The sequence below is a fragment of the Fundidesulfovibrio butyratiphilus genome, assembly GCF_054657235.1.
Genome location: NZ_BAAHXA010000003.1, coordinates 585747 through 607829 on the forward strand (window position 1 = coordinate 585747; position 22083 = coordinate 607829).

22 protein-coding genes are annotated in these 22083 nt (G+C 62.9%); 15 read left to right on the plus strand and 7 right to left on the minus strand.

Annotation, left to right across the window (positions count from 1 at the left end):
• Nucleotides 1-130 precede the first annotated feature (130 nt).
• From ACYQ01_RS18740 to cysC, 4 genes are all read left to right on the plus strand, one after another.
• Nucleotides 131-496: an Hsp20/alpha crystallin family protein gene (locus ACYQ01_RS18740; protein WP_459935343.1), complete on the plus strand. Its 366-nt coding sequence runs from the start codon at nt 131-133 to the stop codon at nt 494-496.
• 372 nt (nt 497-868) lie between these two features.
• Nucleotides 869-1735, plus strand: coding sequence for a bifunctional methylenetetrahydrofolate dehydrogenase/methenyltetrahydrofolate cyclohydrolase FolD (gene folD, locus ACYQ01_RS18745; RefSeq protein ID WP_459935344.1), 867 nt, complete (start codon nt 869-871; stop codon nt 1733-1735).
• Between the two features lie 174 nt (nt 1736-1909).
• Nucleotides 1910-2404 carry a YbhB/YbcL family Raf kinase inhibitor-like protein gene (locus ACYQ01_RS18750; RefSeq protein ID WP_459935345.1) on the plus strand — a complete coding sequence of 165 codons (495 nt, stop codon included), beginning with the start codon at nt 1910-1912 and terminating at the stop codon, nt 2402-2404.
• Nucleotides 2405-2532: 128 nt separating this feature from the next.
• Complete coding sequence (gene cysC / locus ACYQ01_RS18755) at nt 2533-3093, plus strand: adenylyl-sulfate kinase (RefSeq protein WP_459935346.1); 561 nt, start codon at nt 2533-2535, stop codon at nt 3091-3093.
• Between the two features lie 197 nt (nt 3094-3290).
• On the opposite strand, the gene ACYQ01_RS18760 is transcribed toward cysC, so the two are convergent.
• Nucleotides 3291-4100 (minus strand): tetratricopeptide repeat protein, encoded by an 810-nt coding sequence (locus tag ACYQ01_RS18760; RefSeq protein WP_459935347.1) that lies wholly within the window; start codon nt 4098-4100, stop codon nt 3291-3293.
• 152 nt (nt 4101-4252) lie between these two features.
• On the opposite strand from ACYQ01_RS18760, the gene ACYQ01_RS18765 reads away from it, so the two are divergent.
• The 4 genes from ACYQ01_RS18765 to smpB are packed head-to-tail and all read left to right on the plus strand — an operon-like array spanning nt 4253 to nt 7595.
• Complete coding sequence (locus ACYQ01_RS18765) at nt 4253-5005, plus strand: PTS system mannose/fructose/sorbose family transporter subunit IID (RefSeq protein ID WP_459935348.1); 753 nt, start codon at nt 4253-4255, stop codon at nt 5003-5005.
• 25 nt (nt 5006-5030) lie between these two features.
• Nucleotides 5031-5336: an HPr family phosphocarrier protein gene (locus ACYQ01_RS18770; protein ID WP_459935349.1), complete on the plus strand. Its 306-nt coding sequence runs from the start codon at nt 5031-5033 to the stop codon at nt 5334-5336.
• A 7-nt stretch (nt 5337-5343) separates the two neighbouring features.
• Nucleotides 5344-7131, plus strand: a complete 1788-nt coding sequence (gene ptsP / locus ACYQ01_RS18775) for a phosphoenolpyruvate--protein phosphotransferase (protein WP_459935350.1) — start codon at nt 5344-5346, stop codon at nt 7129-7131.
• Entirely contained in the window at nt 7128-7595 is a 468-nt protein-coding gene (gene smpB, locus ACYQ01_RS18780; RefSeq protein ID WP_459935351.1) for an SsrA-binding protein SmpB, read from the plus strand. Before ptsP ends, smpB begins: the two co-directional genes overlap by 4 nt.
• A 56-nt stretch (nt 7596-7651) precedes the next feature.
• Here smpB and ACYQ01_RS18785 read toward each other — a convergent pair whose 3' ends face one another.
• The 3 genes from ACYQ01_RS18785 to ACYQ01_RS18795 form a co-directional block, all read right to left on the minus strand.
• Nucleotides 7652-8089, minus strand: coding sequence for a YqhG/Tai3 family protein (locus tag ACYQ01_RS18785; protein WP_459935352.1), 438 nt, complete (start codon nt 8087-8089; stop codon nt 7652-7654).
• A 618-nt stretch (nt 8090-8707) separates the two neighbouring features.
• Nucleotides 8708-9448, minus strand: a complete 741-nt coding sequence (locus tag ACYQ01_RS18790) for a hypothetical protein (RefSeq protein ID WP_459935353.1) — start codon at nt 9446-9448, stop codon at nt 8708-8710.
• A 24-nt stretch (nt 9449-9472) separates the two neighbouring features.
• Nucleotides 9473-10141, minus strand: a complete 669-nt coding sequence (locus ACYQ01_RS18795) for a hypothetical protein (RefSeq protein WP_459935354.1) — start codon at nt 10139-10141, stop codon at nt 9473-9475.
• A gap of 304 nt (nt 10142-10445) precedes the next feature.
• On the opposite strand from ACYQ01_RS18795, the gene ACYQ01_RS18800 reads away from it, so the two are divergent.
• From ACYQ01_RS18800 to ACYQ01_RS18815, 4 genes are all read left to right on the plus strand, one after another.
• A complete protein-coding gene (locus ACYQ01_RS18800; protein ID WP_459935355.1) occupies nt 10446-11834 on the plus strand; it encodes an FAD-binding oxidoreductase in 1389 nt (462 codons plus the stop codon).
• Entirely contained in the window at nt 11834-13030 is a 1197-nt protein-coding gene (locus ACYQ01_RS18805) for a (Fe-S)-binding protein (protein WP_459935356.1), read from the plus strand. Before ACYQ01_RS18800 ends, ACYQ01_RS18805 begins: the two co-directional genes overlap by 1 nt.
• Before the next feature lie 62 nt (nt 13031-13092).
• Nucleotides 13093-15597, plus strand: coding sequence for a preprotein translocase subunit SecA (gene secA, locus ACYQ01_RS18810; protein WP_459935357.1), 2505 nt, complete (start codon nt 13093-13095; stop codon nt 15595-15597).
• 333 nt (nt 15598-15930) lie between these two features.
• Nucleotides 15931-16281 (plus strand): hypothetical protein, encoded by a 351-nt coding sequence (locus ACYQ01_RS18815; protein ID WP_459935358.1) that lies wholly within the window; start codon nt 15931-15933, stop codon nt 16279-16281.
• A 283-nt stretch (nt 16282-16564) separates the two neighbouring features.
• Here ACYQ01_RS18815 and ACYQ01_RS18820 read toward each other — a convergent pair whose 3' ends face one another.
• A complete protein-coding gene (locus ACYQ01_RS18820) occupies nt 16565-17461 on the minus strand; it encodes an isocitrate lyase/PEP mutase family protein (protein WP_459935359.1) in 897 nt (298 codons plus the stop codon).
• A gap of 450 nt (nt 17462-17911) precedes the next feature.
• Here ACYQ01_RS18820 and budA point away from each other — a divergent pair, with 450 nt between their 5' ends.
• A complete protein-coding gene (gene budA, locus ACYQ01_RS18825) occupies nt 17912-18700 on the plus strand; it encodes an acetolactate decarboxylase (protein WP_459935360.1) in 789 nt (262 codons plus the stop codon).
• A gap of 146 nt (nt 18701-18846) precedes the next feature.
• Here budA and ACYQ01_RS18830 read toward each other — a convergent pair whose 3' ends face one another.
• Complete coding sequence (locus ACYQ01_RS18830) at nt 18847-19323, minus strand: hypothetical protein (protein ID WP_459935361.1); 477 nt, start codon at nt 19321-19323, stop codon at nt 18847-18849.
• Nucleotide 19324: 1 nt separating this feature from the next.
• On the minus strand, nt 19325-19774 hold the full coding sequence (locus ACYQ01_RS18835; protein ID WP_459935362.1) for a hypothetical protein: 450 nt from the start codon (nt 19772-19774) through the stop codon (nt 19325-19327).
• Between the two features lie 265 nt (nt 19775-20039).
• Here ACYQ01_RS18835 and ACYQ01_RS18840 point away from each other — a divergent pair, with 265 nt between their 5' ends.
• Nucleotides 20040-20879 (plus strand): MBL fold metallo-hydrolase, encoded by an 840-nt coding sequence (locus tag ACYQ01_RS18840; protein WP_459935363.1) that lies wholly within the window; start codon nt 20040-20042, stop codon nt 20877-20879.
• Nucleotides 20880-21057: 178 nt separating this feature from the next.
• Nucleotides 21058-22050: a methyltransferase gene (locus ACYQ01_RS18845; RefSeq protein ID WP_459935364.1), complete on the plus strand. Its 993-nt coding sequence runs from the start codon at nt 21058-21060 to the stop codon at nt 22048-22050.
• The last annotated feature ends 33 nt before the right edge of the window (nt 22051-22083 follow it).

The window sequence follows — 22083 nt, forward strand, 5'->3', positions numbered from 1 at the left end:
AACGCAACCCCTCAGCGGATGCGAACCACGCTTTGGGATTGACTTTTTTTCGCGCCTTGCCAGCAAGCGTTTTGAACGGGCTGCAAGAATCGACTTTTCAACGGCCAGCTAGACGTGAGGAGCGCACACAATGACCGACATCACCAAGACTCAGGAAAAAGCCCTGCCCCGCTTCAAGCCCGCCACGGACATCGTGGAGGCCGAAGACGGCTTTTACATCTATATGGATATGCCCGGAGTTTCCAAGGAAAACCTGATCATCGATCTCAACGAGGACGAGATCAAGGTGTCCGGCAGGACCGATTTTCCGACCCGCGAGGGCGAAAAGCTTGTGCACGTGGAGTTCGGAGACGGCGAATACTACCGAGGGTTCACCGTATCGCACGTGGTGGACAAGGCGCGCATCAAGGCCACCCTGAAAAACGGGGTGCTGGAACTCCACCTGCCCAAGGCCGAAAAGGCCGTGCCCCGCAAGATCGACATTCAGGTGGGCTGACGAGTCCCCAGACGCCGACCGGACGTGACGGCCGGCGCGCACCGCCCGCCGGAGCAGGGGGGGAGGACTTGAATCCCTACGGGCTTGCGTGTACAGCCCGCTTGGCGCAAGTCGCCAAGCTCTCGAGGATTATTGATGAAAGGCCGAAGGAGCGTTCCTTCGGCCTTTCTCCTCTTTCCCGGGACCCGACGTTTCGAGCGACGCCCTCAGGCCCGGGCCGGCCGGTTCTTCGCGGGGAAAGCGGCGTGAAAGCCACCGCGAAACGGCAAGCGTTTGCCAACGCGCAACGAATGCCCTATGAAAAAAGCGTGGGACACTGAACGGAATCCGCCGGGCGTGCTCCCGACACCCTGTCCGCAAAAGGATTTCCTTATGACCATTCTCGACGGAAAGGCCACAGCAGCCGCTATACGCCAGTCCCTGCGGGAGGAAGCGGCCGGCCTCGCCGCCGCCCACGGACGCCCCCCCCATCTGGCCGTGGTCCTGGTGGGCGAGGATCCCGGCTCCCAGGTATACGTGCGCAACAAGGAAAAGGCCTGCGCCGAGGCGGGGTTTCTCTCCACGACCCACCGCCTGGCCGCGGACACGCCCCAGGCCGACCTGGAAGCCCTGGTCCGCTCGCTCAACGCCCGCCCCAGCCTGGATGGCATTCTTGTCCAGGCCCCCCTGCCCCGTCACCTGGACCTTCTGGCCGTGCAAAGCCTGGTGGACCCGGAAAAGGACGTGGACGGCTTCCACCCCCAGAACGTGGGACGCTTGGCCATCGGACTGCCGGGCCTTCGCCCCTGTACCCCGGCGGGGGTCATGGTGCTGCTCCAACGCCACGGCATTTCGTGCGAGGGCAAGAAGGCCGTGGTGCTGGGCCGGTCGAACATCGTGGGCAAGCCCATGGCGCTCATGCTGGCCGAAGCGACCCCCCAGGCCAACGCCACGGTGACCATCTGCCACTCGCGAACCCGCGACCTGGCCGCCGAGTGCCGGCAAGCCGACATCCTGGTGGCGGCCATCGGCAAGCCCCGCATGATCACGCGCGACATGGTCAAGCCCGGAGCGGTGGTGGTGGACGTGGGCATGAACCGCACCCCGGACGGCCTGTGCGGCGACGTGGACTTCGACAACGTCAAGGAAGTGGCCGAGGCCATCTCCCCCGCGCCGGGCGGTGTCGGCCCCATGACCATCGCCATGTTGCTCGGCAATACCCTCAAGGCCTACAAACGCCGCCTCGGCCTGCCCGGCTGAGACCCGACGGAAAAAACAGCCATGCGCTTCGTCGCCCTCCCCGGAATCCGGCCGTCCCTGGCGGCCCCTCGTCCGGCCGGAACAGGGAAGCGCCCTCCGGTCCGCCCCGGAGCGGCAGCGGGTGCGACCGGGAATCTCCTTTCAGGACCATGGCGTCTCCTCCTGACCGGCTTGGTGCTCGCCCTGCTGTGGACGCACACGGCCCGGGCCGGCGGGTTTTCCATGGCCAGTCCGGCCCTGCACGGCGACAAGCTGAATCATCAATACGCCTGCGAGGCCGAGGACCGCTCCCCTCCGCTCCAGTTCGCCGGCATTCCGGCCAAATCCAAATCCATGGCCGTGCTCATGACGGACCAGGGCTCGTCCAGAGGCGACGCCACCTTGTGGATCGTCTACAATCTGGCCCCCAAGACCACGCTCCTGGCCGAAAATCAGCCCCATGCCCGCGCCCTGAAAGGCGGAGGGACCCAACTCAAAAACGTCGACGGCAAGTTCGGCTACAAGGGACCGTGTCCCGTGACCGGAGCAACCAAACGTTTCGTAATCGAGGCGTTCGCGCTCGACACCCTGCTTGAGCTGCCAGACAACGCCACCCGGCGCGACTTTCTGTTGGCCGTCGAAGGACACATCCTGGCCCGAGCCAAAATCGGCGGCCGGTACAGAAAGTAGCGGTGGAGCCAAGACAAAATCACGCCGGGCGTGGTTGCGAGCCGTAGCGCGGCCGCCAAGCCTCACGCTCCGTATTGCACTCCGAAAACCAGCAACGTGGCCATGCCGCCATGCTCCTTGAGGCCCCCATGTCCACAAAAGAGACCCGCTCCCGCCTGATAGGCCAAAAACCCTGCTGCATCTGGTTCACCGGACTTTCCGGCGCGGGCAAATCGACCCTGGCCCAGGCCCTGGAAACCCACCTGCACGCCCGGGGCAAGCTCACCATGCTGCTGGACGGCGACGCCATCCGCCACACGGTCAGCTCGGACCTGGGGTTCAGCGAGGAAGATCGGTCGGAAAACATCAGACGCACCGCGCACATCGCCAGCCTGTTCGTGGAGGCGGGAGTGATCGTGCTGGTGGCGTTCATTTCGCCCATGGCCCAGGACCGGGCACAGGCGCGGGATTTGTTCGCCCCGGGCGAATTCTTCGAAATCTTCGTGGACGCGCCCCTGAGCGTCTGCCAGGAACGCGACGTGAAGGGGCTCTACGCCAAGGTCCGACAAGGCGCGCTCAAGCAGTTCACCGGCATCGACAGTCCCTACCAACCGCCCGCCACGCCCGAAGCCCATGTTCGCACCAACACCCTCACGGTCGACGAGTGCATAGCGGAAATCATGGCGGGACTTGGCCCGCGCATCGGCTAGCAGCCCGCCCAAAAAGTCGATTCTTGCAGCCTGTTCAAAGAACTTGCTGGCAAGGCGCAAGAAAAAGTCAAGCCCGAAGCGGAGTTGGCATCCGTTGAGGGGTTGAGCGTTTCGCAGCAACGCAGCCAGCAAGAATGTTTTAACAGGCTGCCAAAGCCCTCCCGCGAACGCGTCGGAAGGGGCTTCGCGCCCCGAACTCAGCCCATGACCTTCTTTTCGGTGAGGTCGAGAATCTCCTTGGCTTCGGCCAGGGAGGAGTCCCGGTCGTAGGCGGAGCGAGCCGCGTCGTAGGCCTTGTCCCACTGTCCCATCTGATAGAGCACCTTGGCCAGGGAAACGTAGGTCTTGGGGTGGGCTCCGAAACAGCGCAATGCCTCGCGCAGCACGGTTTCGGCCTTGCCGTATTCCCCGATGCGCTTGGCGGATTCCACGGCCAGCGAGTAGGCCAAGGCGTCCTTGGGATTTTTTTCCATGGCTTGTTCGGCGTAGGGAATCACGAACTGGTGCAAACCGGCCTGGGAAAGCACTTGCCCGGCCTTGGAAAAAATGCCCGGCTCGTCGGAATATTTTTCGCAGATCGTGTTGAGCAACCTCCTGGCCGTGGCCGGATTGTCCTCCTTCAAGGCCTGACGGGCCTTGCCGAAGGCGTCGTCGATTTCGCGCTGCTTGGCCTGGACCAGCTCCGCGCTGGCGGCCTTGTCCTGATTGATGAGCATCAGGGAGAGCTTGGCCAGGGCCTGGGCCAGACGTTTTTCGGTCCCGCGCTTGTAAATCAGATTGGCCTTGATCAGCTCCTTGATTTCGTTGACGAGCATGAGCTCGCGCAACATGTCCGCCAAGAGCACCTCCACCTCGAAGCGAACCCGGCCCACGATGACCGTACTCTCGGACAATCCCTCGAAAGCCTGACTGGCAAAGGACAAGGCCTTGGAGGCCTGTTGGCGTTTGGCGTTCGCTACCGCCCGGGCGATGTCTTCCTTGACTGTCTTGGCGCTTATATGGCTCATGTGACGCTCCCAATGCATTCCTTAATTTTGATAACATACGAAGGCGACGGCAGTTTTTCAAGGGATCGGGGACATTTGACAAGACCTTGTGTTTTGGCGTGCAATTTGTCAGAAGAAACAGTGCGGCTTGACCGCCAGACCCCGGCCCCATCATGAGTAATCCAGGAAGAATCACCGCGTCCATCCTGGCCGCCACCTTCATCCGCACCTATTTTGTGGGCGCCGCCTTCAACACCCGCGGGTTGCAAAACATCGGCCTGGCCCTGGCCATGGAGCCGGGGCTCGTGGCCCTGTATCCCGACGAAATCGAACGCCGCACGGCCTGGGCCCGCCACCTCAAGCTCTACAACACCCACCCCTTCTGGACCCCCTTTCTCGTGGGCGTGTTCCTTTCCCTGGAAACGCGCATCAGCCGGGGCGAAATGCCCGCCGCCGTGCTCGAACAAGTCAAGAGCACGGTGGGATTCACCCTCTCGGCCGTGGGGGATTCCTTTTTCGGCGGCAGTCTCTGGGTGTTCTGGGCCCTATCCACGGCCTGCCTGCTCACGGCCGGGCTGCCGATGGCCGCCTTTCTGCTGGGACTTACGCTGTTTCTGTCGCTCAATTTCTTCAAGGCGGCCACGTTCCTCATGGGATACCGTCACGGATTCGGCTTCCTGGGGACCATAAAACGCTGGGACATGATCAACTGGGGACGCCGGCTCAAGGTCTTGAACGCCGCCCTGCTCGTGGTGTTGTGGGCCCTGGTCTGGCCGCGCGGCCTCGACATCCTGGGCTGGACCGGCGGCGTGGCCGCCGTGGCCGCGATCTCCCTGGCTACAGGGCGCTTCCGATTCAACCGCGAAATCTTGCTGGCCGCAGCCCTGGCCGCCGGTTTGTTTTTTCTGTGGATTCATATATCCTAGGGTGGTTTGACTCTTGGTGAACGATATGATCGATACGACGCAACAGACCGCCGCCGACCATACGCAGGATTTTCAGGTCCGGCTGGTCTGCGTGCTCAACGAGCAAGGCCTCCACGCCCGCCCCGCCGCGCGTCTGGCCCAGGCCGCCCAGCAGTTCGCTTCCGAGGTGACCATCGTCATGGGCCAACAGCACGTGGACGCCAAGTCAATATTGGACATCCTCACCCTCGCCGCCGGCCAGGGAACCAATCTCGAGCTGAGGGCCTCCGGCGAGGACGCGGCCCTGGCCTTGGATCAACTGGCCGAAATGTTCAAAAACAGGTTCCAATAGGCCGCTCATGGCGCTCGCGACTCTCACAGGCATTCCGATTTCCGCTGGCATTTCCATCGGGAAGGCCTTCTTTTTCAACCGGTCCAGCCTGGGCCAGGTCCCCCGGCAAACCCTGGCCCCCGCCCTGGTGGAAAGCGAAGCCCAGCGCTTGAGCGACGCCTTCGAACAGGCCAGGAAGGAACTGGTCTCCATTCGGGAGCGCATGCCTTCCGAGCTCAAGGACCACGCGCTCATTCTCGATTCGCACATCATGATCATGAGCGATCCCAAGCTGATGGGAACCGCTCTCAAACACGTGCGCACCCTGCATATCAACGCCGAATGGGCTCTGGAAAAAGCCCTGGGCGAGTTGGCCGCCGTGTTCCAGGCCCTGGACGACCCCTATTTTCGCGAACGATTGCAGGACGTACGCCTGGTGGCCGAACGGGTGCAGTCGCGTCTTTTGGGCCAGAAGGTGGATTTCAAGGCCATTGAGAGCCGGGCCGTGCTCATGGCCTACGACCTGACCCCGGCCGACACCGTGGAGCTCAACACCGACAAGGTCATGAGCTTCGTCACGGTCATGGGCGGCAAGACCTCGCACGCGGGCATCCTGGCCAAGACGCTCAACATTCCCGCCGTCGTGGGGGTGGCCGGACTCGAAGAGAACGTGCAGGACGGCAATCTGGTCATCGTCGACGCGGTGAAGGGCAAGATCCTCGTGGAACCCGACGAGGAGGAGCTGTCCCGCTACGGAGACCTGAAGTACCAGTTCGAGTCCTACCGGGCCTCCATCAACACCAACTGCCACCTGCCCGCCGAGACCCTGGACGGATACCGTCTCAAGGTGAAGGCCAACATCGAACTCTACGAAGAAGTGGCCCAGGTCATGGAAAACGGGGGCGAAGGCATCGGGCTGTTCCGCACCGAATACGCCTACATGAACCGCCCCACCCTGCCCGACGAGGAGGAGCTGTTCGTCCACTACCGCGACTTGGCCGACATCCTCTCGCCCAGGCGGGTGATCCTGCGCACGCTGGACCTGGGAGCGGACAAATTCACCAGCCACTTCGGAAACTTCGAAGAGCCCAATCCGGCCATGGGGCTTCGGGCCATTCGATTCTGCCTCAAGCACCAGGAGTTGTTCCGCACCCAGTTGCGGGCCATTTTGCGGGCCTCGGTGGTGGGCAACATCTCGGTCATGTTCCCCATGATCTCCGGGCTCAAGGAGTTGCGCCAGGCTTCGGCGCTGTTGCGCGAGTGCCAGCAGGAACTGCGGCGCGACGGCCTGCCCTACAACCCCGAGACGCCGGTGGGCATCATGGTGGAGCTGCCCTCGGCGGTCATGATGGCCGAAGTGCTGGCCCGCGAGTCGGACTTCTTTTCCATCGGCACCAACGACCTCATTCAATATTCCCTGGGCATCGACCGCACCAACCGCCACGTGTCGTACCTGTACCAGCCGCTGCATCCCTCGGTGGTGCGCTCCATCAAGCACGTGGTGGACGCCGCCCACCAGGCCGGCATCGAGTGCAACCTGTGCGGGGAAATGGCGTCGGATCCGTTTTGCGTGCCCATCCTCATGGGCATGCAGATGGACGCCATCAGCATGAACCCCCAGAACATTCCCGGGGTGAAGCACATCATCCGACAGACCACCATGGACGAATGCAAGCGGCTTCTGCGCCATGTGCTGGACAGCCCGACCGTGGGGCGAACCAACCAGCTCGTGCGCGACACCATATTCCGCAAGTTCCCGGATCAGTTGAGCTTCTTTTTCTCCCTGCTCGACACCGAAGAGGGCGTAAGCTCGTGAGCGCCAAGTCTGGCGAGGGTGTCAAAATCATCGCCGTCAACCGCAAGGCCCGGCACTTCTACGAGCTGCTTGAGCTTCTGGAGGCCGGCATCTCGCTCACCGGGTCCGAGGTGAAGAGCCTGCGCGCCGGCAAAGTGAACTTCAAGGACGGTTACGTGCGCCTGCGCGGCGGACAGGCCACCCTGTGCGGCGTGCACATAAGCCCCTACGAGAACGCGGGCTACGCCCAACACGAGCCGGAACGTGAGCGTCCGCTGCTTCTGCACGCCCACCAGATCGACCAGTGGCAGGCCAAGGTGGACCAGAAGGGACTCACTGTGGTGCCGGTCAGGCTCTACCTGAAGCGCGGCAAGGTGAAGCTGGAGATCGCCCTGGCCAGGGGCAAGAACGTGCACGACCGCCGCGACGCCCTGAAGGAGCGCGACCTCAAGCGCGAGGCGGAACGGGCGCTCATGGAGCGGTAAGGCTGAGGTTGCTTGCCGCACTCTTTGAAAATTCTGCGCAGGCAAAGCGGCATACATTATTCAAAAAAATATTTTGTCCCAGAGACCTTTATTATACGCCAGCCGTCCTTTTCTTTTCTGACAAAGACAAGAAGATGGTGTTGCTGGTTCTCTGACCATTTAAACGAGATCGGAACAATGCTTGTTTCATCGTTGATTTTCATTTCTTTGTGAACAACCATCACGTCAAGCCATTCGTCCCAACAGTCCTGTGACTTTGTAAAATAATCTGCATGAAAATAATCCCTATTATACATGATACGTAGCACACTCACTACGCACTCATCGGCATAACTAGACAGATCGCTATCAATTGATATCTTTGCAAAGCCATGAATATACCACTGATAAAATTCCTTTACATGATCTTCAGCGAAGTTTGATTTGCACTGTGTGTTCCCAGGCATAATAACAATGACAAGCAAACAAAACAATATGAAACGTATTGTCGCCACTTCAGTTCTCCTTGAAATAACTCAGGCCTCAGGATAGGCATCGATGCATTTGAATATTCTGAGTTTGCCTTTAATTTTTTTCAAGACAACAACAATGACCCCGTCAGGGTAACGATGCCCAACTTTATCCACATGGACTATGGTTACTACGGTCGCTAAAGTGTCAGGGCCAAGAGTTTCTACCGGAGCAACCAATATGCTTACACCGTTCATGTCCACGGGGGTGTCACTGAGTTTGAGAAAATAATCCGTCCCGTCAAATCCAGGCCGTTCTGGAATTATCCGTATTCCTTCTAAAGTCTCTTGTGAAACATAACGGCATATATCCTTGCTTTTTTTTCGCGTTCATCCTGTTTTGCTGCGAAATATACCATGTATAAAATTCAGTAATAAATTGCACTGGGTCTTGCTCTGCACAATAGACAGGATGAGACGACAAGAATAGCAATATAAAGAGACAAAAGATTACTCTGCCAAACAATTTTTGCATTATTATCCCCTCGCCAGTTCGATCAATAACTTGACATTCCTTGCCCAAGCGAATTTAGAATTGTGCCGGAGTGTGAAAGGCACCCTTCCACGCTCCGGCAGCAAATATACATAAAACAAATTACATGTTCAAAGCTTACGATAAATTACATAGGGTGTCTCTTTGTCTCTAAATTCTTGGCTGCCGTAAAAATCTTTTTGCTCGAAATCAGATATCCATTTCTCCCCATTGAACATCGCAGTGTGCCCATCTTGATGCCTCGGAGATTGCTGAATAACAACCACATCCCCAGCTTGGTACGGCGTACCCGAAGGCACGGGCTTGAAGCCAGCGTCTTCTAACACAGGGCCAAAGCCATATGCGCTGCCTCCCGCAGAGTTTAAACCGCGATTCAGACGCATTCCACCACCCGCTTCGATGGCTTGTCTTACGTATGTTGCACATTTCCCTTTACTCGCAGGTTGAACACTCTTGTTCAAATGCTGTATTGCCGCCTCTCTGTCCCATTTTTGCCCAGGGACTCCTCCCGCATCTGTCGCGACCTTGGCCTTGCCCGCTCCCGCGCCCCCGGTTGCGGCTGCGGAGGGTTTCGCCTGCATCTGCGCCAGGTTGGCCCAGGCCACGCCGTCCAGCGGGTCGCCGTCAGCCAGGCTGGACGTGTAGTTGCTTTTCATGGTGCTTTTCCAGTCCCGCGTGAGCGCGTCGTCAGCAAGGGAAGGAGGTGTTGTTGTCTGGGCGGAGTCCCGAGAATTCGAGTCCTGTTGGCCAGACAAGACCTGAAGCCAGGATGTCGTTGAGGTGTTGAAAGGCTGCCCCTGAGCGCCGCTTGCATCAGCGCCCAGGAACTGTTTGTTTTGCGAATCGAACATGCAATATCTCCTCTACGGCCCCGGCTAGTCGTCCAGGGCCGCGTGGTTGGCGGTGAGCTCCACGAAGCGGAGCACGTCGGCGTCGTCGGACTCTCCGGCGCGCATGCGGTCCAGGACGGCGGCGAGCTCCTCGGCGGCGATGTCGTCCTCCGGGAATTCCGACGGGGCGTCGTGACGTTCTTGCGCCTTGGCGCGGCGCTTCTCGCGGTGGCGGTCCTTCTCGTGTTCCTCGGCGATCTCGCGCACTTCGCTATAGAGGGCCATGAAGGCGTGGGGGTTTTGTTTAAGCTCCCGCTCCACCAGGCGACGCATGGTGGGCGGCAGGCCGCGCAGAAAGTGGGCGATGATGTGCAGGGTCCGTTCCGCGAGGGGATCGTACTGGCGCAACAAGCCCAGCTTGCGGCCGCGAGCCTTTTGGCGTTTGCGGCCCTGCTCCCTGGCCAGGACGGGACGAAAGCGTTGTTGCAGGTACTGGCCCACCTCATGGGCGACCTGCCAGCGCAGGCGCAAGGCGGAGTCTTCGGGCATGGGGCCGAAGTTCAGCTCCAGCGGGTCGCCGTGATGCCGCCCATGAAAATGCTCCATGAGGAGCGGTTCTGAAAACAACGGCCGCGCCACATCCTCGAACGAAGGAAATTCCAAGAACTCTTCGGGGGCATGGTGCGGCGTGAAGCCAAGAGAATACAGCGGCATTGTTTTGCCTCCTTGTCTTTGATCCCGGCTCGCCGGGAAGAGAGGGAGGCATTGTATTCAGGCGCGAGGCGAGCGCCCCCCCTATAGGGCTTGGGAAGAATCTGAAAAATAGTTGCGTTACCCGCCAAACCCCGAACGCCCTGGTTTGCTCCTCGGAATCAATGAGATATCACGGCGCTCCACTAAATCTCCCTCCCCCCACCTTGCCTAACCCCGAACCAGGCCTTATAGCTCTCACGCCCAGCCTCACGGGGTCGGATCGGCCGTTTTCGGCTCCCGCCGCCGGCCGCGCAGGCCAACCACCATGACCCGAGATACCGCCCTCACCTCCGCGCAACTTCGCACGCTCAAGCGCCTTTTTCCGGGAGACGCGTTGTCCGTCGCCCCCGAGGAGCTGCTCGTGTTCGGAACGGACGCCAGCCGCCGACAAGGCCGGGCTTCGGCCGTGGTCCGGCCCGAATCCACCGAACAGGCGGCCGAACTGCTGGCCTTCGCCCACGCCGAGCGCATTCCTATCTATCCCCGGGGGCGCGGCACCAGCCGAGTGGGCGGGTGCGTGCCCGTGACCCCCGGCATCGTGGTCTCCATGGCCAGGATGCGCGCCATCGAGGACATTTCCGAAAGCGATTTCGTGGCCGTGGTTCAGCCCGGGGTGGCCACCGGCGACCTGCAACAGGCCTGCCGGAACAAGGGGCTTTTTTACCCGCCCGATCCGGCCAGCGCGGGGTTTTCGAGCATTGGCGGCAACTTGGCCACCAACGCAGGCGGCATGCTGGCGGTCAAGTACGGCGTGACCCGCGATTACGTCCTGGGCCTGGAAGTCGTTCTGCCCGGCGGAGAGATCGTGCGCCCGGGCTCGCGTTGTCACAAGGACGTGGCCGGGCTCGACTTCACCCGACTCTTCGTGGGCAGCGAGGGCACGCTCGGCCTCATCACCCGGGCCACGCTCAAGGTGCTGCCCCTGCCCGAGGCCCAAGCTTCGCTGCTGGTCCTGTTCGCCGACGAAAAATACGCCCTGGACGCCGTTGGCGCGGTGTTTCAAGCCCGGGTGTTGCCCGTGGCCCTGGAATTTCTGCCCGGAGAAGCCCTGAAGGCCCTGGCCGGACTGGGACCCGTCCCCTGGCCCCAGAACACCGGGGCCGCCCTGCTCCTGCGCCTGGACGGCGGCGCGCAGGGCGTGGCCGCCGACCTGGACCGTCTGGAAAAGGCCCTCGCCCCCCACCGCCCCACCGCCCTGGAAAAGGCCCGCACCCCGGAAAGCGAAGACGCCCTGTGGGAGTTGCGCCGCCAGGTGAGCCAGGCGGCCTTCACCCTCGCGCCCGACAAGTTTTCCGAAGACATCGCCGTTCCCCGGGGCCAGGTGGGACGGGCCGTGGCCGGGCTGCGCGATATCGGCCGGTCCCTCGGCGTGACGGTCATGGCCTTCGGCCACCTGGGCGACGGCAACCTGCACGTGAACGTGCTCCACGACGCGACCGTTCCCGGGCAGGCGGCCGCCGCCGGCAAGGCCAAACAGGCCGTGCTGGAATTGGCCCTCTCGCTTGGCGGAACCATTTCGGGCGAGCACGGCGTGGGCTTGACCAAGCTCGACTGGCTGCCCCGCCAGACCGGAGCGGCGTTGCAAAACCTCATGCGCGGGGTCAAGGCCGTGTTCGATCCCTGCGGCATCATGAATCCGGGCAAGGCCTACTGATGCGCGACCTTCGCCGGGCCGGCCCGTCCCCCGCCCACGCCCAAGGCGCCGAAAAACCCGCGTGCGTGCTCTGCGGACGCTGCCTGTCGGCGTGCCCGCTGTTCGCGGTCACCGGCCGCGAGGAGCTTTCCCCCAGGGCCAAGTTTCATCTGCTCCAGACGCTTGCCGCCAAACGCGATTCCCTGGACGAAAAATCCGCCCTGGACCTGGCCGGGTTGTGTCTTTCCTGCGGCAAGTGCGAACAGGCCTGCCCCTTCGGCCTGTGCGCGCCGGACAGGCTCTCGCAACTGCGGGCCGCCCATCCCGGTCTGGAGTCGCGGCTGTGGAAGCTCTGGGTGGAAGGCGCGGGGGCGCTCTGGCCCGTCATGACCTCCCTGGCCAGACTCTCGCCGCGTTTTTCCCTGCCGGGCCGACTGGGCGAGTACGCGGCCGGACTCCAGGCCATGGACAAGCGCGGCGCGCTCACGCCCTGGCTTACGCCCACGCGTTTCGCCCCTTGCGGACAGGGCCGCAAGGCCGTACTTTTCCCCGGCTGCGTGGGAACCCACGTCCGACCGGACTGGACCCGAACCGCCGCCGCCCTGCTCACGGGCCTGGGCTTCGCCCTGCTCCCCGCGCCCGCTTTCACGTGTTGCGGTTGCACGCTGGAACACGCGGGACTTCTCGACGCCCGGGACGAAATGCGCCGCGCCAATATCGCGGCCTGGCGCGCGGCGGGCCGCCCCCTGGTGGTGACGTTTTGCGCCACGTGCCGGTGCGGACTGCGGTCCTACGCCAAGGCCCCGCTGGACTGGGAGCCGGGCGAGGCCGACGCCTGGTTGACGGCCCTGACGCCGCTTTCCGGGCCGGCCCGGTTTGTCGAGTTCGCGTGGTCGGCCGACGCCCCGGACAGGGTCCTCTACCACACGCCCTGCCACGGCGCGCAGGGCGGCCACGACCGGGATTTCCTGGCTGCGGTTCTGGGAGAGCGTCTGTCGGCCAGGACAAAAAAAAGCCTGTGCTGCGGTTTCGGCGGGGCGCTCAAGCTTTCCGCCCCCGAGCTTTCGGCGCGGGTGGCGGCCGACTGTCTGAAATTTCATGACCCGAAACCGGGCGAGCCCCTGCTCACCGGCTGTTCGGGCTGCGTAATCCAGCTGCGCTCCCACGCCGCGCACGGCGTGTCGGTGGGGCACTGGCTGGAAGCCATAAACGCGTAATACAGCCATCGTCCGGTCTGGTTCCGGGCGACGCCGGGTCCAGCCCGGCCCAAGGAGCATCCATGTTGTCGAGCATCCTGAAAATGATCGTCGGGTCGCGCAACGAACGCTATCTGAAAAGCTTGCGCCCCCTGGTGGCCCAGGTCAATGCCCTGGAAGACCAAGTGGCCGCCCTGCCCGACGACGCCTTTCCCGTCCGCATCGCCGAGCTGAAGGCCGAAGTGGCCGAAGGCAGACCGCTGGACGAACTCTTGCCCGAGTCCTTCGCCCTGACGCGCGAGGCCGGCAAACGGGCGCTCGGCATGCGCCACTTCGACGTGCAGCTTCTGGGCGGCATCGTCTTGCACCAGGGCAAGATCGCCGAAATGAAGACCGGTGAAGGCAAAACCCTGGTGGCCACCCTGCCCGCCGTGCTCAACGCCCTGTCGGACAAGGGCGTCCACCTGGTGACGGTCAACGACTACCTGGCCAAGCGCGACGCGGCCTGGATGGGCGCCATCTACACCTTCCTGGGACTCACCGTGGGCGTGATCGTGCACGGCCTGACCGACGAGGAGCGCCAACAGGCCTACGCCTCCGACATCACCTACGGCACCAACAACGAGTTCGGCTTCGACTACCTGCGCGACAACATGAAGTTCTACAAGGAAGAACTCGTGCAGCGTCCCCTCAACTACGCCATCGTGGACGAAGTGGACTCCATTCTCATCGACGAGGCCCGCACTCCGCTTATCATCTCCGGCCCGGCCGAGGAATCCACGGACCTGTATTCCAAGATCGACACTCTCATCCCTCTGCTCAAGAAGGAAGACCACTTCACCATCGACGAAAAGGCCCGCACCGTGGTGCTCACCGACGACGGCGTGGTGCACTGCGAAAAGCTTCTGCGCATCGACAACCTCTACGATCCGGCCAACATCAACCTGCAGCACCACGTGTTGCAGGGCCTGCGCGCCCACGCCCTCTACGCCCGGGACGTGGACTACATCGTCAAGGACGACCAGGTGGTCATCGTGGACGAGTTCACCGGACGCCTCATGCCCGGCCGGCGCTACTCCGACGGCCTGCATCAGGCCCTGGAGGCCAAGGAACGGGTCAAGGTGGAGAGCGAAAACCAGACCCTGGCCTCCATCACCTTCCAGAACTACTTCCGCATGTACGACAAACTGGGCGGCATGACCGGCACGGCAGACACCGAAGCCGTAGAGTTCAAACAAATCTACGGCCTGGAAGTCTCGGTCATCCCCACGCACCGACCCATGGTTCGTACCGACCACCCGGATGTCATCTACAAAACCCAGAACGAAAAGTTCGCGGCCATCGTCAACGATGTCAAGGAGCTGCACAAGAAAGGCCAGCCCGTGCTGGTGGGCACCATCTCCATCGAAAAGTCGGAGCTTCTTTCCACCATGCTCAAGAAGGCCGGCGTGCCCCACGAAGTCCTGAACGCCAAGCAGCACGAACGGGAAGCCCAAATCGTGGCCGAGGCCGGTCAAAAGGGCAAGGTGACCATCGCCACCAACATGGCCGGGCGCGGCACGGACATCGTGCTGGGCGAAGGCGTCAAGGAACTGGGCGGGCTTTTCATTCTGGGCACGGAGCGCCACGAGTCGAGACGCATCGACAACCAGTTGCGCGGCCGATCCGGCCGACAGGGCGACCCGGGCGAATCGCGCTTCTATCTGGCCCTGGACGACGACCTCATGCGCCTGTTCGGCTCGGACCGGCTCAAGAACATCATGGACCGCCTGGGGCTGGAAGACGGCGAAGCCATCGAAAACCGCATGGTCTCCAAGGCCATCGAAAACGCCCAGCGGCGGGTGGAAGGCCACAACTTCGAAATACGCAAGCAGCTTCTGGACTTCGACAACGTCATGAACCAGCAGCGCGAGGTCATCTACTCCAACCGCCGCCACCTCATGGCCTCCGAAGAGCCCGAAACCCAGGTGCTCGACTACGTGGAAGCCATGCTCCAGGGCATCTACGCCTCGGTGGAGGGCAACAAGCAGACCGATGCGGACTCCGTGGCCTACGTGGCCGCCCAGTTGGAGGATGTGTTCGGAATCAAGCTCGACCTCTCCCAGGGGGTCCCCGGCATCGATGCCATGCGCCAGGCCATTCTCGACCGGTTCGAAGCCCTCAAGGTGTCCGCCGCGGACCACTATCCCGAGATCTTGCGCTTCTTTCTGCTTTCGGCCCTGGACAAGCACTGGAAAGAACACCTTCTGGCCATGGACCACCTGCGCGACGGCATCGGGCTGCGCGGCTACGGCCAAAAAGATCCCAAGCAGGAGTACAAGCGCGAAGGCTTCGAAATGTTCCAGGCCCTGCTGGACATCATCGCCGAATCCACGGTGCGCCAGCTTTCCCGGTTGCAGATACGCTCCGAGGTGCGCGAGGAGGAGTTCCAGCACAAACGCTCCGGCGAGGACCTGCGCTATTCCGGAACCGACGAAAGCGCTCCGGCCAAGAAGGAGCCCGTGCGGGTCAAACGCCAACCGGGACGCAACGAGCCCTGCCCCTGCGGCTCGGGCAAGAAATACAAGCGGTGCTGCGGGGCCAAATAGGCCCGGCGCGACGCGCGAGAAAAAAAACGGCCGGCCGCTCGGAAAAAGCGACCGGCCGTTTCGCATTGCAGGCCGGTCGCAACGCAGCGCGACGGCCCCGACAAAACGCCCGCGTGACGCACGTCCCGGCGCGAGCCTGGGGTTTGGCCTCTGGTAAGGACGAAAACTCTGGTATAAGACCTTGCCCGAAACACGTTCGTTTTTTTCCCAACGTGACACCGACCGACCGCGCCCCGGCGGCGGGTGCACAAAACCCCGTGGTCCTCTCGTGGCGGAAGGGACAGCAACGCTTCCGCCCGCGGAAGAAACCCTTACGAACGCTTAGGAGACAGCATGAAACGCATCCTCTTGGCCCTGTTCCTTGTCGTAGCCTTCTGCGGGCAGTCCCTGGCCGCGGAAAAATTCATCCTGTTCGTCAACAACACCGACGAACAGATCAAAGAGATTCATCTTTCCCCGACCGGAGCCAACAAATGGGGCCCCAACCTGCTGGACAAATGGAAGCTGCATCCCGACCGGAGCGTCAAGGTCAGCGTTCCCCATGACCGCGGAAACTGCATGTGGGATATGAAATACGTCGTGCGCGAAAAGATGATGTACATCATCAAGGACATCAACATCTGCAACGCCGTGGAGCTCGACATCTTCAACCAGGACGGCGCGACCTGGGTCAACATCAAGTAGCATCGCCGCTTCCCTCGGCACAAAGAACCCTAGCAGTCTGTTGAAAATTCCTTGTTGGCTGCGTTGCCGCGAAAAACAAGCAAACCCTCAACGAATGCCCAATACGCTTCGGGCTTGACTTTTTCTCGCGCCTTGCCAGCAAGTTTTTTGAACAGGCTGCAAGAATCGACTTTTTGGGCGGGCTGCTAGCGTCCGGCCGTTTCCGACACGAAGCGGCCGGACGTTCGCCTCACGGGCCCGCGACGCGTCCCCCGGACCTTTCCGCCGGCGCGACCGCGCCGCCTCATCCCCGGTTCGGCTTCGTCTCCTCCCGGTCGAAGAACAGCGCCTCCCGCCGCCGGATCTCCTCGGCCCCGATGAAGCGGAAGTACTCCTCGAAATCCATCATGGTCTCGGGTCCGGCAAAGCCCTGGGTGGTTCCGTGGTCCTTGAGCCAACCGGCCCAGCGTTGCAGGGCCCGGGCCGCAGTGAAGACCGAAGCGCACGGATAGGCCGCCACGGCGTACCCCACCTCCTGAAGCTCTCCGGCGGAAAGAAACGGCGATTTGCCCCCTTCAATCATGTTGGCCATGCTGGGCACGGGAACGCTGGCGTTGACCTTGCGCATGGCGTCCACGTCGGTCACGGCCTCCACGAACACCATGTCCGCGCCGGCTTCGGCGTACAGCCTGGCTCGGCGGATGGCCTCGTCCAGGCCGTAGACGCCGGCGGCGTCGGTACGGGCCATGATGACGAAGTCCGGGTCCTGCCTGGCCCACAGGGCCGCGCGCAGCTTGGGGAGGTATTCGTCCACGCTCACCACGGACTTTCCGGCCATGTGGCCGCAACGTTTGGGAAAGGTCTGGTCCTCAAGAAACAGGGCCACCGCGCCGCACCGCTCCACCTGGCGCACGGTGTGGATCACATTGTTGACGTCTCCGAACCCGGTGTCGATATCCACCATGACCGGCAGGTCCACCCGACTGATAATATTGGCATAGTGGGAAAGCATCTGGGTGGCGGTAAGAAGCCCGATGTCGGGCAGGCCGAGAAGGCTGCCGGACGTGCCGTACCCGGCCACGGCCAGGGCCTGGAATCCGGCCTTGGCGATGGCCAGGGCGGACAGTCCATCGTGGGCCACCGGCATCATGAGGATTTCGGGGGCGTTGACCAAGGCGCGGAACTGGGTGGTTTTTTTCACGGCTTCTCCTGGGTTGGACGCGCGCCAAGCCGGACCCGGGGCGGGTGCTTGCGGCTTCGCGCCAAGGCGGTGACGGACGAACGGCCGGGCTGGGGCAGGGCTCGGCGCGGGATGTTTTTCGTCTGCAAGGCGAGTGTTTGACCGGCGCGACAGTTTGTCCAACACTTGTTCAGATCCGTCAAGCTCGGTCCGAAACAGGGGGCGCCCGGGCGCGACCACGGCGGCATTGCGAACGAACACGCCTTCCCCCCTTCCTTCGATTCGTCAAAAAAGGGTGTTGTTGCGCCCCGATGGATTAGCGTATTGCCTTTTCAGGCGGAAGCACGTCGGAAAAGGCAAGCCGAACAAATGCCTTGAAGCTCGCGGACACGAGTTTCTTCCCGGCGCTTCGTTCTTTCCCAACTGGCGGCGGGGACCGGCCCGCCCGCCGAGCACTTTTGTGAGGGTATCATGACCATGCGTCGTCTTTGCTGCCTTTTTTGCATCCTCATGCTGTTGTCTTGCACGCGCCAGCCCGCTCCGTCCGATCCCGCGCTCCAGCAGTATTCCACGCTGGAAGCCCTGTCGGCCGGTGTCTTCGATGGACAAATGTCCCTGGCCGAGCTCTCCCGCAAGGGCGACATGGGCCTTGGCACCTACGACGGGTTGAACGGCGAAATGATCCTGCTCAACGGCGTGTTCTACCGGGCCAAAGCCGACTGCACTCTGGAACAACCCTCCCGGAACGAGGAAACCCCCTTCGCCGCCGTGGTGTTCTTCAAGCCCCAACAAACCGTGACGGTGGAACACCAAGCCTCCCTGGCCGACCTCTCCAAGACCCTGGAGGCGACCCTCCCCTCGCCCCGGGTATTCGCGGCCGTCCGTCTGCACGGCACGTTCGACTCCATCACCATCCGCAGCGTCGCGCCTTCATCCCCGCCGTTTCCCACCCTGGCCAAGGCCCTGGAAAAGCAGCAGGTCCGCAAGCTCGAAAACGTCACCGGCACCATGGTGGCCATCTACTGCCCGCCTCAATCCGGCACGCTGGCGGTTCCGGGCTGGCACATCCACTTCGTGCGCGACGGGGCCGACCTGGGCGGACACGTGCTGGCGGCCAAGCTGGCCACAGGACAGGCCAAGGTCATGGTCCTGCGCGACCTGATCCTTCAGTTGCCCGCCGGAGGAGACTTCGACACCCGGCCCTCCGACGCCCAGAGCCACAAGCAGGCCCTGGCCAAGGAATCCGCCGACGGAAAGTAAAAACGAAGCGCCTCCCGTCGATTCGTGCGACGGGAGGCGCTTGTTCTTTTCCGTAAAGGCCGCGCGCGGGCGTATCGCCGGGTGTCAGCGCCCCCGAAACGGGGGCTCATTCCCTTCCGGGCGACGCGGCCGCGCCACGGCCGGATTCACCGGGACAAAAATCCCTGCCAGTCGTCCCCCACAATCTTCTTGAGCGCCGCCTGGATCACCAGGTCATAACGCTTTTCCGCAAACCGCGGATCGCGGTAGATGTCGTCCATGGCCGCCAACACCGGATCGGGCGGCAGGGGCAAAAGCGGCTCGGCGCACGCCCTGGAGCCCGGATTGTCCCCTTTTCCCCGCACCATGCACCGAAACACCACCTGATCGCCGTACCCTTCCAGGAACAGGCGCTTTTCCGGCTCCGACGCGGCAAGCCAGCTCTGGGCGTAGGTGGGTTTGGGGCCGGTCTTGGGCTGGGGAACCAGGGAATCGAGGTTCACCGGCCACAGCCAGGGTTCGGTAAAGAGCAGGGTGTTGTCGAAATGCAGGTCGCGTCCCTCGTCCTGGGCCAGGACCAGGGAAGGAACGGAAAGGCACAGGCCGATCAACAACGCGCACAGGGCGGGATGATGCACCATCATGTCACCTCACCCCTTCGGCGGGCGACGCCTGGTCGTTGGTGCGCGCGGACGCGGCCGGCAGGTCGTCGCTGGTCAGTTCGCCGATCATGTCCCTGCCGACTTGCAGAGCGGGCTCGGGGTCCTGATCCTGAGCCACGGCCAGGGCCGCCGCGGCCACGGCCATCATGGGCAGGACGCATATCGCCTCGTCCGAGACCAGACGGTCCATGGCGTCCAGGGCCCGGTCGATGCGGGGCGCGGGACTGGCCGGACCGGCGGACCGGAGGTCCGCATGGGTGTCGCGAAAGGCCAACATGCCGCTGGTGGCCCCCACCATATAGGCCAGGCGGGCGTCCTTGGGCATTCGGGTCCAGTAGCCGGCCAGGGCTCTTTCGTCTTTCTGGGCGGGGGCCTGGGCGAATGCCGCCGAAGCGGCGAAAAGCACCAGGCACGCCAGCAGGACGTGTCGCATGGGAGTACCTCCGGGATTTGTCGAGACGCCTTTCGGGCGCGGTTGCGGGTGAGGGAACGCGGCCCGAGCGTGTGTCGGCCCATCCCGACGGGCCCCCGGGGACGACATCCCGAGGCGGCCTCGCCGATTGCCCGTTGATAGTACGCGCGTCCCGCGCAAGTAAAGCGCCAACCGCCCGGGGCCGCGCACGGGACTTGCGGACCGGGCCGTTTGGGGCCATCGTGGCGCAACTGATTTGCAAACGTTTCACCGACAGGAGGTCCATATGAAGGTGACGGTGCTCATGGACAACAACGTCCGGGCGGGACACTTCTATCTGGCCGAGCCGGCATTTTCCCTGCTTATCGAAACCGAGGGCAAACGCATCCTGTTCGACGCGGGCTATTCGGAAGCCTTTCTCGAAAACGCCCGTCGTCTGGATGTGGACCTGACCAACCTCGATTATCTGGTGATCTCCCACGGCCACCTGGACCACACCTGGGGCCTCGAACCCCTGATGCGCTTTTATTCCCATTGCACCTCGGCCGGACGGCCCCCCGCGCGTCCCGTGCTGCTGGCCCACCCGGACGCCTTTGTGCCCAAGCGGCGCAAGGGATGCCCGGTCTTCGGCTCGCTCGTGTCCCTGGAGACCCTGGGCAACTTTTTCGACATCCAGCTCAGCCGCGATCCCATCTGGATCACCGAAAACCTGGCTTTTCTGGGCGAAATCGAGCGCGTGTACGACTTCGAACGCGCCGCCCCCCTGGGCGAGGTGCAGGGCCCGGACGGCTACACGCCCGATCCCCTGACCGACGACACCGGCATGGCCTGGCGGGGCAAGGACGGACTGGTGCTGCTTTCGGGCTGCGCCCACAGCGGCGTGTGCTCCATGGCCAAAAAGGCCATGGACATCTTTGGCGAAAAGCGCTTCATCGACGTGCTGGGTGGGCTGCACCTGCAAAACGCCCCCCAAACCCGCATCGAAGGCACCGGCAACTTCCTGAAGTCCCTGGGTCTTGCCTCGGCTCACGCCTGCCACTGCACGGACCTCGCGGCCAAGATCGGCCTTTCCGCCTTTCTGGCCGTCCCGGAAGTGGCTGTGGGCATGCGTTTCAAGTACGAATAGCATTTCGGACAACCGACACGGTCAATCCACACAATCCGACGATCCCCCGGAAACGAAGGCGACGCATCCCTTGCGACCGCGTTCGCGTCCGACATCGGGCCGGGGCAGGCCGAGGTCCGGCCGGACCTCGACCCCGCCCGCCGGGGTCGTTCTTCCGCAAGCGCATCATGGAGGTCTCATGAACGAAATATCGAGCCCTGAAAGCCTGCTCAAACTTTCGGGAAACTATTGGGCCACCTGCGCCCTGCACGCCGGCGTGTCCCTGGGCCTGTTCACCGCCCTGGAAGACGGCCCCCTGGACGCCCAGGCCATGGGCTGCCGGGCCGCGATAGACGCCAGGGCCGGGGGGATGCTCCTGCGGGCCCTGGCGTCCATGGGGCTGCTGAACGCGCGCCAGGACCGCTACGCGCTGACCGACTTTTCCCGTCGCTATCTGGGACGCTCCAGCCCCGACTACCTGGGCCACATCATCATGCACCACCACAACATCATGGCCTCCTGGACCAAGCTGCCCCAGGCCGTGCGCACGGGCCAGCCGGTGCGCGAACGCGCCTCCCACGGCGGAGAGGACCGGGAGTCCTTCCTCATGGGCATGTTCAACCTGGCCATGGCCATCGCGCCCGGGCTGGCCCGCGAAATCGACCTCCGGGGCAAAACCAGGCTGCTCGACCTGGGCGGCGGACCGGGCACCTACGCCTGCCAATTCTGCCTGGCCAACCCGGCCATGACGGCCACCGTCTTCGACCTGCCCGGTTCCGAGCCCTTCGCCCGCAAGGTGGCCCAGCGCTTCGGACTGGCGGACCGGGTGGACTTCGCGGGCGGCGACTTTCTGGCCGACCCCCTGCCCGGGGAGTTCGACGTGGTCTGGATGTCGCAGATATTGCACGCCCACCCGCCGGAAGAATGCGCCCTGCTGGTGGAAAAGTCGGCCCGGGCGCTTGGTCCCGGGGGCCTGATCTTCATCCACGAATTCATTCTCGACGACACGGGGCAAGGTCCCACGCATGCCGCGCTGTTTTCCTTGAACATGCTGCTGGGAACCCAGGGCGGACAATCCTACTCCGAAGCCGAGCTGCGGGACATGCTCGAAGCGGCCGGAGCCCGGGATGTGACGCGTCTGTCATTTTGCGGTCCGAACGCCTCCGGAGTGGTCATGGGCCGCGTCGATTAGCTTCCGGAGCGCGTTTTCGCGGACGTTTGGCCC